The sequence below is a fragment of the Schaalia sp. JY-X169 genome (assembly GCF_014069575.1).
Lineage (GTDB): Bacteria > Actinomycetota > Actinomycetes > Actinomycetales > Actinomycetaceae > Scrofimicrobium.
The window spans coordinates 1,739,760-1,752,777 of sequence record NZ_CP059675.1 but is presented as its reverse complement, the minus strand read 5'-3'; the positions used below and the strand labels follow the sequence as shown (position 1 = coordinate 1,752,777).

Here is a 13,018-nt window from a genome sequence, read left to right as displayed (position 1 = left end):
ACGGTCTCGTCATGGCTTCTCCTGTTCATTTTGCTGGCTTCTTCTGATCAGCACATGTCCATGTTCCTGCGTTTCGCTGCTTCACGGGAGTGGAGAGTTTTATCCTGGGAGGGATCTATCCCCCTCACAAAGTCGTGGGTTTCAAGGACAATGGAGGGATGAAACGCGACATGCTGCACAACGAGCTCGGGACCTTCCTCAAGGCCCGCCGCGCCGAACTAAGCCCTCGCCGAGTAGGCCTTCCAGACGGTGTTGGGCCGCGCCGTGTTGCGGGACTCCGTCGGGAGGAGGTTGCAACACTCGCCTCCATCAGCACCGACTATTACACGCGTATTGAGCAGGGACGCATCCAAGCTTCAGCACCTGTCCACAACACCCTTGCCGATGTGCTCAGTCTTGACCAGGACCAGCGTCGCTACCTGCTTGACCTTGCGGGCAAACCCTCCACAAGGAGCCCCCGGCAGAGCGTGCAGAAAGTCAAACCTCAACTCCAGCGTTTGCTTGACGATCTGGTGACAACTCCGGCGATTGTGATGGGCAGGCGGCTGGATGTTTTGGCCTGGAACAGGCTTGCCGCAGCAATGATCACCGACTTTGGCCAGGTGCCTGCTAAGCACCGCAACTACGTGCGCACCCTCTTTACCGACTCGGCGATGCGCCGACTTTATAAGGACTGGGAGTCCGTCGCAAGGACCGCTGTAGCGCAACTGCGGATGCAGGCCGCTAGGTACCCCGATGACCCGCGTCTCGCTACCTTGGTTGGTGAGCTCTCAGTGTCCGACGCGCAGTTCGCCCAGTGGTGGGTGGCCCAAGGAGTTGCCAGCCTATCCACCGGGACCAAAACTGTGATCCACCCGAAAGTGGGGGAACTCGTACTCGACTGGGACACACTCGCCGAGGCCGATGACGCCGACCAGCAACTCGTAGTCTGGACAGCAGAGCCTGGCAGCCCGACGCATGAGGCGTTGCGTTTACTTGCTACCGGCATGGCAGACAGGCGCCACTAGGCGCTCGCCGGCATCCTCAGGGAATCCACGAGGCGATCAATCCTCATGTTGGTACCGTCAAGACGGTCATTTAGGGAACGAAGCTCGGCTTTCATATCGCCGCGTAGCTCTGAGATTTCCTGCCGAAGCGCGTCATCTGCATTCTGTGTTTGGGTGCGGAGTTCGCCGATCTCGGTGCGGAGGGATTCGTCTCCGGCTTGCATGTCTGTGCGGAGTTTGCTGATTTCGGTGCGGAGGGATTCGTCTCCGGCTTGCATGTCTGTGCGGAGTTTGCTGATTTCGGTGCGGAGGGATTCGTCTCCGGCTTGCATTGCGCTACGCAGGGATTCGTCTCCGGCTTGCATGTCTGTGCGGAGTTTGCTGATTTCGGTGCGGAGGGACTCGTCTCCCACCTGTATTTCTTTGCGAAGTGAGCTTTCCACTTCCCGGATCTCTCTGCGCAGGCTGCTGGAAAAGACTGCCATTGCGGAGAACATCGCGACGACAACTCCCAGCCCCGTGAGCACGGTGGCCAGTGTTTCTACTGACACCTCTATCATCCTCCCAGTATCGCCTATGTGGCTTCTGTCTGCCACCATGGACACAGTCTGCTGGAAGGTCAGCGACACTGGCGACCGGAGACGACCGAACTGTGGAAAACGCCCACAATCAGGTGCTGTGGACACGCAGAGCGGACTCCAGTAGGTCCTCCATCTTCAAGACCAGGCGCCAACAACTGCAGGGTGCTGAGCTTTTTCTGGCTACCGGGCAGTTCCCAACGCGCGAAGCTGCCCAACACCAACGGGTGGGGTTTCGCGGTAAGGCGTGACAGCTATGCGGCTGGCGTGGGCTTTGACGTGTTTCAGTGGGTCTTGCTCCGCATGAATCCTCTCGGTCAAAAGCGGACTGGACGTATCGGTGGGAGTCAGCGCGCGATTGACGATCCATCCCCATGTGGCGATATCGGCTCTGCCTAGTTCAGAGCAAAGCCCAGCGGCTTCCAACACCGGAGTTGTCTCCGGCAGTGTGACGATGATGACCGTGGTGTTGTCGGGGTCCTGAAGTCGGGTTAGGGGCGTGTGTCCGGCCTCGTCGGGAAGGTTGCGGGCAACCTCGCGATGGTAGGAACCAGTGGCATCCATGAGGAGTAGTGTGTGCCCGGTTGGCGCCGTATCCATGATGACGAACCTGTGAGTGGACTGCTCCACGGCCGCTGCGAAGGCTTGAAATACCGCAACCTCCTCGGTGCACGGTGAGCGCAGATCCTCTGCGAGGTTCGCGCGTCCAGCATCGTCTAGTGCGGCGCCCTTGGTCTCCATGACGTGACGTCGGTAGTCTTCGACTGCCTTCGTTGGATCAATGCTGGAGACCTCGAAGGTTCCCTCATCTCCCACGGTCCAGGAAAGGTGAGCGGCGGGATCAGTGGTGGTTAGGAGCACGTCTTTGCCACGATCGGACAGGCCGACAGCGATGGCGGCGGCCATTGTCGTCTTGCCCACACCTCCCTTTCCCACGAGCATGACGAGGCCGTGGTCCCGAGCTGCCAGCTGATCGATAGTGTCTGTCAGGGTCCCCAGCGTTTCACGGGTGCTGATAGGTGTCTCGTGTGAGACATGGGCTTGATCTGCAGTCTCGGACAGCAATGTGGTGAGTGCACTGAGGCCCATGACATCGCGGGATCGTAGCGGGAGCCTGTCGATGACAAGTTCCGAGAGATTCGCAGGCATGTCAACCAGGGCGGATGCCTCCTCAGTGCGAATGGCATCAGCGAGGGCGTCTTCGACACCTTCCTCGGGAAGGATGCCATTGACGACCAGGTGGGTGGCGCCTACCCCGGCTTCGGCAAGTTCATCGGCCGTGCGGGAGGCTTCAGCTAGTGAGGAGGTTTGCGGACGGGCAACCAGGCCAAGTCGTGTCACTTCCGGGTCGGCAAGGGCTGCGAGTGCGGCAGCGTAGGTGGTTCGGGTCTTATCTAGGCCGGCCATCGGACCCAAACATGAGGCGTCGCCAAGGCCGTCCTCGAGGAAGTCAGTCCACTCCCCGGGTAGCTTGAGGAGCCGGACGGTGTGGCCTGTCGGTGCGGTATCGAAGACAACATGGTCGTAGTCTCGCGTCGTTTCGTCGCTTGCGAGGAAGCTGGTGAACTCGTTGAACGAGGCGATTTCGGTTGTGCAGGATCCCGACAGCTGTTCGGTAACGTCGGCAAGGTCGGTCGCTGACAGAAAGTCACGAATGGGGGCGAGGGCGCGCTCGCGGTACTCTTCCGCGGCATCCTCGGGGTCAATCTCCAGTGCGTCGAGACCTTTCACACCCTCGATCGGGGTGATCTTGTTACCGACCGGTTGGTCGAAGACATGCCCGACGTTCGAGGCAGGATCGGTGGAGACCAGCAGGACCCGGTTCCCTCGGCGTGCGAGCTCCGTTGCGCTGGCGCAGGCAATGCTTGTTTTGCCGACACCGCCTTTGCCAGTTAGGAACAGGAACCTGGGAGGGTTATGGATGAGCTCGATCATCTTGACCGCCTCTATGCCTGAGGTGTGGGCTGGATGGATGCTCTCTGAGGAGTGTTGCAACAACCCGCTGAGGTAGGAGAGTCCTCGCTGCAGCAGCCGCTTGCCGCGACATCGGTTGGTGCTTCCAGACCCGCGATCCGAGCCAGCTCGGAGCGAGAGGGGTAACGGCCGGTTGCGACAGTTACGTCGTCGACGACGATCAGTGGGAGCCCAGAGGCGCCGACCTTCTGTATAAAGGAGCGAGCCAAATCGCTGTCTGCGAAGGCAGCTGGATCCTGTGCCAGGTTTACTCGTCTAATGGGTACGCCTTGGCGCTGTAGCCAGTCGAGATCCGCGGTGAAGTTCACCAGCGCCTGGTCGGGGTCTGGGCCGCAAACCCCGGTGTTGCAGCAAAGCGGGCCTTCGAAAACCTGGATCATGTGGACACCTCTCTCAGATTGATGATGTTCGATATGAAGGCTACGGCTCATATCGATAACTGTCAATCTGAAGTGGTATGCTCTCGGTCATGACTCAGAATCTCCCTGTAGTTGACTGTGTCCCGCAGGGGGCATTAGTCCTTGCCGATGACGTGGCGAATCAGGTCTCCGCCACCTTTAAGGCGCTCTCCGACCCAGTCCGCGTCAAGCTGCTTCACCACATATCTGCCAACTGCTGCTCCAGCGTGTGTGCCTGTCATATGCCGGACAGTCTCGGGATCAGTCAGCCGACTCTTTCTTATCACCTAGGCCGCCTAGTCAAGGTGGGTCTGATTAGCCGGGAGATGAGGCACAAGTGGGCGCACTATCACGCCACTCCGCAAGGACTTGAGATGATACGAGAATTCCTTGGAGGTCTGCCAGATCCGAGCAGCTGCTCAGTGAGTCAACCAATCGACCAGCAACGGAAAGTGGTTCAGCCGTGACTCCTTCCAAGCCGTCAGTGCTCTTCGTGTGCGTGCACAATGCCGGTCGTTCTCAGATGGCAGCAGGTTATCTGTGCCACCTCGGTGGTGGTCGAATTGAAGTTCGCTCGGCAGGCTCGGTCCCCGCTGACCAGCTCAATCCCGTAGCCATCGAAGCAATGCTTGAAGAAGGCATTGACATTGCCGCTGAACAACCGAAGGCTCTTACAACTGACGTAGTCCGCGACTCAGATGTTGTCGTCACGATGGGCTGTGGTGACACTTGTCCGTTCTACCCCGGGAAGCGCTACGAAGATTGGAACCTCGATGATCCCGCTGGCCGGAGTCTTGACGCTGTCCGCCCCATCCGCGACGCCATCAAGGCGCGAGTTGAGGAGTTGATTGCCTCCCTGAACGTCTAGTGCGAGCCGTCGGAGCCCGTCGCCGGTGTCGGCAGGAGCGTCGAGAACTCCTGGGTCTGATACCCTATAGGGTATTATCTAGTCAGACCGAGAGGCCCCCGTGAGCGCTAGTAGTACAAAGACCCCAAGAATTGCCAAGACCGAGCCCGATGCTCCACATATCGGAAGGATCGTCCCGGGGTACTCTGTGCCTGTGATTGACGAACGTGCGGTGCGGATTGGGGCCGGAATACTCTTTTCTCTCGGTCTCATCTCCTTCCTCGCGGCGCTCGTCGAAGGAACGTCTCGGCCGCTGCAACCCTTTGGAATGTTCTTCATGATGGACATGCTGTTGCGGCTGATGGCGGGGGACCGTTGGTCTCCGACACTCGCCCTCGGCCGTCTCGCTGTGCGAGGGCGGGAACCGCAGTGGGTTGGTGCACCGCAGAAGGAGTTCGCCTGGTGGCTCGGATTCGCACTCGCCCTCGTCTCGTGTACAAGTATGGGCTTGCTCTCCGCTCCGCTATGGCTGACGTTGGCGCTTTGTAGCGTCTGCTTGACGTTGCTGTTTCTAGAGGCTGCGTTTGGAGTCTGTGTCGGCTGCTCGCTTCAAGCTCGCTTCGGCAAGCAAGCTCCGCAGTATTGCCCGGGTGGCACCTGCGATGTTGGCGGGAACCACTAGTCTGCGCACGTGCACTTGAGTCCTGTCCTCCGCACGGGAGAACTCGCAGCGCAGTCAGGATCACACCCGTTGGAACGCTCTGCTTAAGTAGGGGTGGCCTAAAATCAGGAGCCGTGGGCATATGCGTCACGGATAGGGGATAGCAAGTGGGCGAGGTCGGTATGGTCGCGCCCGTTTCGACCCTTCAGAAGACCCCTCATCGCAAGGACATTCAGGGCCTTCGTGCAGTTTTGATGCTGCAGGTTCTGTTCTTCCACGCGTGGTTCGTGGGGTCCCCGATCGGTGTCGACGCCTTCATCATGATCTCTGCATTCCTGATGACCTCCTCGTTTATTCGGCGGAGTGAAGCAGGCGCAACACCTTCGGTGCTGGAACGGTGGACAACAACATTCAAGAGACTGCTGCCCCCGCTGGCAATCACTGTGGCGGTGACGCTGACGGCCTCGATCGCGCTTCTTCCTGCACGACGTTGGCAGGACACGGTCGACCAGTCTTTCGCGTCCCTGACCTATTGGCAGAACTGGCTACTCGCGCATGTCTCTACCGACTACTTCGCTGAAGACCATGCTCTAGCTAGCCCACTGCAACATCTGTGGTCCATGTCGATGCAGGGACAGATGTTCCTGCTTTGGCCCGCGCTAATGGCTCTGACGGTGGTGATTGCACGCAAGATGGGGCTGTCGGTGAGGCGCGCCATCTTCGGGGGTTTTGTAGCGATCACGGCACTGTCGCTGATCTGGCTGGTGACGGCCTCGGACCCCTCTGGCACGATCTACTTTGACACGCGGGCACGCATCTGGGAGTTTGCACTAGGGTCCGCGATCGCTGCCCTGGCGCCCTATCTGCGGCTTCCAAAGCGGGCGGCACAGACGGTGTCCGTTGTGGCGCTGGGCGTCCTCGTGCTCTTCTGTCTAGTCTCGATCGGCACTTATCCCGGACCGATGGCGGCCGTTCCCCTTCTGGCGACCAGTGCCCTGATGCTGTTTGCTGCGCAAGGCGGGCCAGCAGCAAGGGCCCTTTCGTGGCGTCCTCTGGTGATGCTCGGAAGTGTCTCGTATTCCGTGTACCTGGTGCACTGGCCGATCTTCGTGTTTTACCTAGTCGCTGTCGATAAGGAGGCTCTTGGGGTCGTAGATGGGATTGCACTCATGGCAGTTTCCATTGTCCTCGCAGCGGCGTTGACCAAGTATGTGGATACGCCGATTCGTAGGCTGGCCTGGGCCAATACGACACTGCGCAAAACCCAGATCATCGGCTTGACCCTGTGGTTGGGACTGACTTTCGTATTCAACATCCAGGTGGGGTTGTGGAAGACTTCGCAGGCGCAGTTCCGCTATTCCGAAGACTCGCAGATCACGACGGATGCGCTTCTTACCCAACCCGCCCTTGTCGACATCCTTACCATGAACGACGAGGGCGCAGGGGTAGACTTGGAAGTTGCGCCGGAGCCGCTACCACCGCTGACAGGCTTCCCCGGGGCAGCCGCCATGGTCTATTCAGGGCCTTTCGCGTTCGAGGGCGATGCTATCCCAGGTCCCCTAACCCTCGAGAACGAGTGGGTGATGTATGAGGGAAAGTGTTCTGACCCCGCACGAGCTCTCTTACTTCAGCATTCCAAGACCGGATGCCACGGACATGGCGACCCCGCAAACCCTCGTATCTTTGTGGGCGGGAGTTCGCATGCCGAGCAGGTATTAATGCCAGCGGCGCGTCTCTTGGCGGACCAGGATGGGTACTATGTCGAGGCCGCTCTAAAGGCGGGCTGCCCCTGGTCGGCCCCTGACCCGGCGAGTGGGGAGGACTGTGCGGGGCACAACGCCATGATTTTGCAGTACCTGCAGGAGAACCCGGTTGACTATGTGTTCTTGATCGTCACCGCGACTAGCGCCAATGGTGTCGAGCAGTTGGGGCACGGCGTGGTGGAGCTGGTGCAGTCCGTAGCTGCGACAGGGGCCACCGTTGTGGGAATCCGAGATAATCTGCGAGCAAACACGGACCTGTACCAATGTGCGCCGAGTCAGGGCCCAGACGTCGCCTATGGGGGATGCCTGTTGAATAGAAGTGACCACTTCGCCGGTGATGGCATTATTGATCCCCTGCTCGAAATACCCGGATTTCGCTACGTCGACGTGATGGACCTCTACTGCTCTGGTGAGGTTTGCCCAACGATCGCTGGAAATGTGCAAATCTATCTGGACACCAACCATGTCACCCAGACGTATGCGCAGACTATGGCGCCAATCCTCGTAGACCGTATCCATGAGGTGCTCAAATAGTCGAGGTCGGGCCACTGAGAATAGCTGAAAGGCCAGAATACCCTGTAGGGTATAACGCATATCGATTGAAAGGACCACATAATGCGCCGCATGATCGCACTCGCACTATCCGCCTTCGTCCTCGTCTTCGGCATCGCTGCTTGCAGCTCCGGGAGTGGCGCCGCAAGCGACTCGGCGCTGCAGGTGAGTGAAGAGACGATCATCTTGGATGTCCGCACTCCTGAGGAGTATGCAGCCGGACATCTGGAGGGTGCCACCCTGCTGGACTTCAACGGTGGGGAAGTCGCGGCAGCGATTCCGAACCTGGATCCCGAGGCGGAGTACGTGGTCTACTGCCGCTCAGGAAACCGGTCCAGTCAGGCCACCGCGATGATGGAGCAGGCCGGGTTTACCAATGTCGTCAACCTGGGTTCACTCGAGCAGGCGTCCTCGGCCACCGGGATCCCCGTAGTCAACTGAGGCGATTCACCCGGGTTCCATCCTCTCCGCTGTGATGTTAGCCTCGAAGCTAGGTCCCCTGGGGAGGGGAGACCCGTTTCTCCAGGGGAGTGCGCAACGTGCACCAACGCCCCAAGTCAGTATTGATAAGGAGAAACAAATGCACATCGATATGCCAACCAGAGATGATGTCACCCGGATCGCCAGTCTGCGCGACCCCCTTTGCGTGACGATCTACGTCCCAACCAGTCCGCTTCCAACCGAATCGGAACACAACCTTCTGCAGGCTCGCGCTCTGTTTGACGCGGCGATGGAGGTCGTGCGCGACACCGCTGACAAGGACGACGCAGATGCAGTTCAGGTCCAGTTTGACGACCTACTTGAAGATGCCTACTTTTGGACCAACCTGGGTCGTAGCCTGGCCATTTTCCTGACTCCTACCAGTGCCTTGGAACTGAGGCTCCCAAATGAGTTGGAGGCGCAGTTTGCAGTGGGGGACAGGTTCGCGATCACCTCTCTCCTCCGCGCGGTCACCTTCCCGCAGGCCGCGTTTGTCCTTGCTCTGTCCCAGAACGGGGCCCGCCTGGTTGAGGTTAGCGCGGACGGTCCCGCCCAGGAGCTCCCGGTTGCTGACATGCCTGACGATGCGGCCAGCGTTTCGAGGCTCACCTCAATCGCGGGGCCGACCCAGGGCGGACGTTTGCAGGGCGATGAAGGCAGGAAGGTGCGTATTGCACAGTATGCACGCGCCGTCGACCGCGCGCTTCGCCCTCAGCTCAATGGAGAAACACTTCCCCTGATAATTGCCGCGACTGAACCAACGCTCAGCATCTTTCGTCAGAACTCCAGCTACGCACACGTTGCCGAGGACGCTATCACCGGCAACCCTGACGCGCTCACCGAAGAGCAGCTTGCAGACTCAGCCCGTGAAATCCTCGATGCAATCTATGCCAAGGACCTGAAGGAACTACATGAGACCTTCTTCGAGTTGCAGGCAAATGGCCTCGCCTCATCGGACCTTAGCGACTTGGCCAGAGCAGCGGCTTTCGGGGCAATCGATATACTCGCTATCGACATGAACGCCGAAGTCGCCGGCTCAGTGACGGACGGCGGTGCGTTAGAGCTGGATACAGAACACGACGCGCTAGAGGACATTGCGCGGCGTGCACTACTCTCAGGCGCCCAAGTCCTAGCGTTGCGCGAAGATGACATGCCCGGCGAACTCCAGGCCACGGGCATTCTGCGTTACTCGTTCTGAGGAGTGAAGGTGAGGACGCGCGATAGTCCAAGCGCGCGCACCTGGAATCGCACTGAGACTAGGTTCGCCGCGACGTCCTCGTCGGTGACAGTGTAAGGGAGACGGAAGTAGGTTGCCTGCCCCCCAGGTGGGATGTCGCGGGGTTCGGTGGCCCCGCCGGGGTGCTCGAGGACGACTGCGTTCACCCCTTCGTCCTCGGGCATCCGCACGCGAGCATTGAACAGTAGGGTGTCGCCCGCGCGTAATCCCGGCTTCGGTGCGCCAAAGAGGCGGCGCTGAGCGTCGCGGGTGCCGACGAAGACTCTACCTGCCGCGCCAAATCGAGCCGCTGTAGCGTTCCACACCTCTGCGTCTACGCCGTCACTGCCAGAAGTCCGAGCGTCGCTTGCGGAATCCCAGTTCAGCGGGGGCGCCGGGTTGATTGCCTCGCGGATCACTTCAAGCAGTGGCTCTTCAGGGCAGGCAATTCCGGCTTGGACCGGGTCTGCGGGACCACTTTTTTCGATCTCCGCCAGCGCCACGGAAGTGAAGGTGATGTGCGTGTATGCGTCCTCTTCATAGAGCACTCCTATGCGGCCGTTGGGAAGCTGGGCGGCGCATGAGTATGCAGAACTACCAGGTTGAAGTACCAGCTGGTGGGGCCATGTTTCACCTCCATCGTGTGACATGCTCAACGCAGTGTTGCGGCGCAGGCTCGGATCCAAGTTTGACGAGGCCAGGAGTGCGGCACGGGGATCGCCCTCGTCGGCGGTTTGGCCGAGGACGATGAGGGAGCCGTTGTCGCTGGGGTCTGGCAATCCGTTGATGGGCTGGGGGGTCGACCAGGTGGCGCCTCCGTCCTCGGAATAAGAGGCCAGGCGATGCCCGACCGATCGCGAATGCATCAGGAGTCGTCCGTCCGCAAGCGCAGCCACGGCCGATTCGTCGGTCCCGACACCGATAGGTGCGCTCAGAGCCCAGGTCGCACCGTGGTCATCGCTGAAAGCAACCGCAGCGGTGATCTGGTCGTGGTCGCGCAGCACCATCGGCTGAACTAGGCGCCCTTTGTACCTACCGGAACGGACCTGGGTTCCGGTGCCAGATGCTGCGAAGATTCCCGATATCCCGGGTCTCTTGAGCTGATCGGTGATGATCCTGTGGGTCCATGTTCGCCCGTCATCGTCGGAGGTGGACAGCCCCACGTGTTGTACGAGGTCGGGAGGCTCCCATCCTTCGACCGCCTCAAAGAACCCGGCCAGGGTGCCTGTTGCATGGAAGGCCAGGATAGTGCCGGTGTCGTGGTCGACGATGAACGACGGATCGCCGAATCCCTCCAGACCTACGCCGGTACGGAGAACCTCTTGGGGCTCCCACGTGTCACCGTTGTCGTGGCTACGGCGAAGGAGCAGGTCAATAGGGCCCGGTAGGTCATCCGGATTGGGGCGACCGTCGTACGCTGCGAGCAGCGTTCCGGCCGGTGTGACGACGAGGGCGGGGATGCGGTAGCAGGTCAACTTCGGCGTCGTCGCGGACGAGTAAAGTCGACCGAGGAGGAGGCAGCAAAGATGCAGGGTAGTGAGGACAGGGCCCTTGGGGCTTTTTGGGGATTGGCAGTTGGGGATGCAATGGGGGCGCCGGTGGAGTTCCTTACCCCGGGCACCTTTCCCAAGGTGACTGGGTACCAGCCATCGCCACGATTTGGCCTTGAGCCTGGAGCGTGGACTGATGACACGATCATGGCTGTCTGCATGGCGGAGTCGATAATTGCCGAGGGCGGATACGACAGCTTTGCTGTGATGCAGGATTACGTTGACTGGATGGTGCGCGGCCACAACTCCCCGAATGGAACCTGCTTTGACATCGGGATTCAGACCGCCAAAGCCCTGCGCCAGTTCCGAGCAAACCCCGCGATTGCAGAGTCCACGCAATCAGCGGGGTTTGCTTGGTTCTGGCTGCAGAGTCGACGGAACGCCACCTCAAAGAGCGTGGACTTCCTTCTCAACTTGTTGCTGAAACGGTCTACGCGTTTGATGACGAGGCCGCGAACAACTCAGGGTTCGTTATCCCGTCGTTGGGCACCGCAATTTGGGCGGTCCGGAGCACCGACAAGTTTGAGGACGCAGTGCTTACGGCCGTGAATCTGGGCGATGACGCGGATACGGTCGCTGCCATCACGGGACAGATGGCGGGCGCCCTTTATGGTGCTAGGGCAATCCCCGAGGAGTGGGTTGCGGACCTGCACCGCAGGGACGACCTCGTCGAAATGACAGCGGGACTCCTGGGTGGCAAAGGAATCGTGCTTCGCACAAGGTCATACTGAGGTTACGTTCACCTTGTCATAGGCCGATTGCGCTGCTTTGACGTCGGACATGTGGGTGGTTGCCCAGGCGGTAAGCGCCGTGAGCGGTTCGATCAGGCTGCGCCCGGTAGGGCTTAGTTCGTAGACAACGCGTGGCGGCACTTCCGCATACACGGTTCGTTTCGCAAGCCCATCACGTTCAAGACCGCGCAGTGCTTGCGTCAGCATCTTCTGCGAGATGCCGTCGATACCGTGGTGCAGCTCCGAGAAGCGTTTGGGGCCGGACTCAAGAGTTCCAACTACCAGTACCGTCCAGCGGTCGCCAATGCGATCAAGTAGTTTTCGTGACGGGCAGTCCTTGTAGTAGGGATCCCAGATTGGCTCACTCATATCTAACCTCCAAAGTAACCTAACGATAGCGACTTACCAATAGATACTCAAGCGTTCTCGAAGGGTTGCTTTGCGGTGGGTAACGCACTCCAAAGTGCCCTCTTCGCAGGCGGCCGGGAGTTACTTATCGTAAGTAACAGCGGAATCGAAACCGTACCAATCGAAAGGAAGATGGCATGGCACGCATTACCGTTATCGGAGGCACCGGATACGCTGGATCAAACGTTGTACGCGAAGCGGCTGCCGCGGACACCAGGTGACTTCATATAGTCGGAAGGCGCCCGAGCAGCCAGTAGCTGGCGTGGACTACAAAACTGGCTCGGTCCTTGACGAGGCCGTTCTAGTTCAGGCAGTCGCTGACACCGACGTCGTTGTCTCCGCGTTGTCGCCTCGGGGGGACATGGAAGGTCAGACAAGCGGTGTGCTTGCGAAGGTTGCCGACCTCGCACGCAACAGCGGTGTAAGGCTTGGAGTGATCGGGGGCGCGGGTTCTCTGCTGGTCGCACCCGACGGTCCGAAACTGGCTGAAACTGATGGCTTCCCAGATGCGTTCAAGCCGGAAGCCGCCGAGATGGGAGCGGTCCTAGAAGACCTGCGTGCAAGCAGTGGTGGCCTGGAATGGTTCTACGTTAGCCCTGCGGGTGGGTTTGGGGCTTGGGCTCCCGGTGAAGCAACCGGCACCTACCGCATTGGCGGGGACGTCCTCCTAACGGATGCGGACGGTCAGTCCAACATTTCGGGCGCCGACCTCGCAAAGGCAATCGTCACCGAGATCGAAGAGCCCGCCCACACGGGGAGCCGCTTCACTGTCGCCTACTGACTAGGAGCGGCCGCCGTCATCCGAACTGCAGGCTTCCGTGTGCTGCTGGGATTGTATTCCGACTACCACGGTCTGGTTTCGGTGCTTGGTAGC

The 13,018-nt window shown here is 59.9% G+C and carries 15 protein-coding genes and 1 pseudogene; 10 read left to right on the top strand and 6 right to left on the bottom strand.

What is annotated here, in order from left to right; all coding sequences use genetic code 11:
* Window positions 1-158: 158 nt before the first annotated feature.
* Window positions 159-1,007, top strand: a complete 849-nt coding sequence (locus tag H2O65_RS07755; protein WP_182141164.1) for a helix-turn-helix domain-containing protein — start codon at window positions 159-161, stop codon at window positions 1,005-1,007.
* Here H2O65_RS07755 and H2O65_RS07750 read toward each other — a convergent pair.
* The 4 genes from H2O65_RS07750 to H2O65_RS10515 all read right to left on the bottom strand — a co-directional run bounded on the left by H2O65_RS07750 (window position 1,004) and on the right by H2O65_RS10515 (window position 4,223).
* Complete coding sequence (locus H2O65_RS07750; RefSeq protein WP_182141163.1) at window positions 1,004-1,537, bottom strand: DUF4407 domain-containing protein; 534 nt, start codon at window positions 1,535-1,537, stop codon at window positions 1,004-1,006. The genes H2O65_RS07755 and H2O65_RS07750 overlap by 4 nt on opposite strands.
* A gap of 210 nt (window positions 1,538-1,747) precedes the next feature.
* The gene (gene arsA, locus H2O65_RS07745; protein WP_310649226.1) at window positions 1,748-3,499 is read right to left on the bottom strand and encodes an arsenical pump-driving ATPase; all 1,752 of its coding nucleotides are present in this window, start codon (window positions 3,497-3,499) and stop codon (window positions 1,748-1,750) included.
* Between the two features lie 11 nt (window positions 3,500-3,510).
* Window positions 3,511-3,918: an arsenite efflux transporter metallochaperone ArsD gene (gene arsD, locus H2O65_RS07740; protein ID WP_182141162.1), complete on the bottom strand. Its 408-nt coding sequence runs from the start codon at window positions 3,916-3,918 to the stop codon at window positions 3,511-3,513.
* A 134-nt stretch (window positions 3,919-4,052) separates the two neighbouring features.
* Window positions 4,053-4,223: a hypothetical protein gene (locus H2O65_RS10515; protein WP_259349493.1), complete on the bottom strand. Its 171-nt coding sequence runs from the start codon at window positions 4,221-4,223 to the stop codon at window positions 4,053-4,055.
* Here H2O65_RS10515 and H2O65_RS10710 point away from each other — a divergent pair.
* From H2O65_RS10710 to H2O65_RS07710, 6 genes are all read left to right on the top strand, one after another.
* Window positions 4,140-4,403, top strand: coding sequence for an ArsR/SmtB family transcription factor (locus tag H2O65_RS10710; protein WP_398397286.1), 264 nt, complete (start codon window positions 4,140-4,142; stop codon window positions 4,401-4,403). The genes H2O65_RS10515 and H2O65_RS10710 overlap by 84 nt on opposite strands.
* Window positions 4,400-4,804, top strand: coding sequence for an arsenate reductase ArsC (locus H2O65_RS07730; protein WP_182141160.1), 405 nt, complete (start codon window positions 4,400-4,402; stop codon window positions 4,802-4,804). The genes H2O65_RS10710 and H2O65_RS07730 overlap by 4 nt, the downstream gene beginning before the upstream one ends.
* 100 nt (window positions 4,805-4,904) lie before the next feature.
* Window positions 4,905-5,465, top strand: coding sequence for a DUF4395 domain-containing protein (locus tag H2O65_RS07725; RefSeq protein WP_220458732.1), 561 nt, complete (start codon window positions 4,905-4,907; stop codon window positions 5,463-5,465).
* 146 nt (window positions 5,466-5,611) lie between these two features.
* On the top strand, window positions 5,612-7,741 hold the full coding sequence (locus H2O65_RS07720) for an acyltransferase family protein (protein ID WP_220458731.1): 2,130 nt from the start codon (window positions 5,612-5,614) through the stop codon (window positions 7,739-7,741).
* A gap of 81 nt (window positions 7,742-7,822) precedes the next feature.
* On the top strand, window positions 7,823-8,200 hold the full coding sequence (locus H2O65_RS07715; protein ID WP_182141159.1) for a rhodanese-like domain-containing protein: 378 nt from the start codon (window positions 7,823-7,825) through the stop codon (window positions 8,198-8,200).
* 139 nt (window positions 8,201-8,339) lie between these two features.
* A complete protein-coding gene (locus H2O65_RS07710) occupies window positions 8,340-9,437 on the top strand; it encodes a hypothetical protein (protein ID WP_182141158.1) in 1,098 nt (365 codons plus the stop codon).
* Here H2O65_RS07710 and H2O65_RS07705 read toward each other — a convergent pair.
* Entirely contained in the window at window positions 9,425-10,930 is a 1,506-nt protein-coding gene (locus tag H2O65_RS07705; RefSeq protein WP_182141157.1) for an exo-alpha-sialidase, read from the bottom strand. The two genes, H2O65_RS07710 and H2O65_RS07705, sit on opposite strands and share 13 nt — an antisense overlap.
* Window positions 10,931-10,981: 51 nt before the next feature.
* On the opposite strand from H2O65_RS07705, the pseudogene H2O65_RS10705 reads away from it, so the two are divergent.
* Window positions 10,982-11,332, top strand: a pseudogene (locus H2O65_RS10705) (ADP-ribosylglycohydrolase family protein); the annotation flags it as partial.
* A gap of 26 nt (window positions 11,333-11,358) precedes the next feature.
* On the top strand, window positions 11,359-11,736 hold the full coding sequence (locus tag H2O65_RS07700; protein ID WP_259349492.1) for an ADP-ribosylglycohydrolase family protein: 378 nt from the start codon (window positions 11,359-11,361) through the stop codon (window positions 11,734-11,736).
* Here the strand turns inward: H2O65_RS07700 and H2O65_RS07695 are convergent.
* Entirely contained in the window at window positions 11,728-12,105 is a 378-nt protein-coding gene (locus H2O65_RS07695; protein ID WP_182141156.1) for a helix-turn-helix domain-containing protein, read from the bottom strand. The two genes, H2O65_RS07700 and H2O65_RS07695, sit on opposite strands and share 9 nt — an antisense overlap.
* Window positions 12,106-12,361: 256 nt before the next feature.
* Between H2O65_RS07695 and H2O65_RS07690 the strand changes: the two genes are divergently transcribed.
* The gene (locus H2O65_RS07690; protein ID WP_220458730.1) at window positions 12,362-12,925 is read left to right on the top strand and encodes an NAD(P)-dependent oxidoreductase; all 564 of its coding nucleotides are present in this window, start codon (window positions 12,362-12,364) and stop codon (window positions 12,923-12,925) included.
* Window positions 12,926-13,018: the final 93 nt, after the last annotated feature.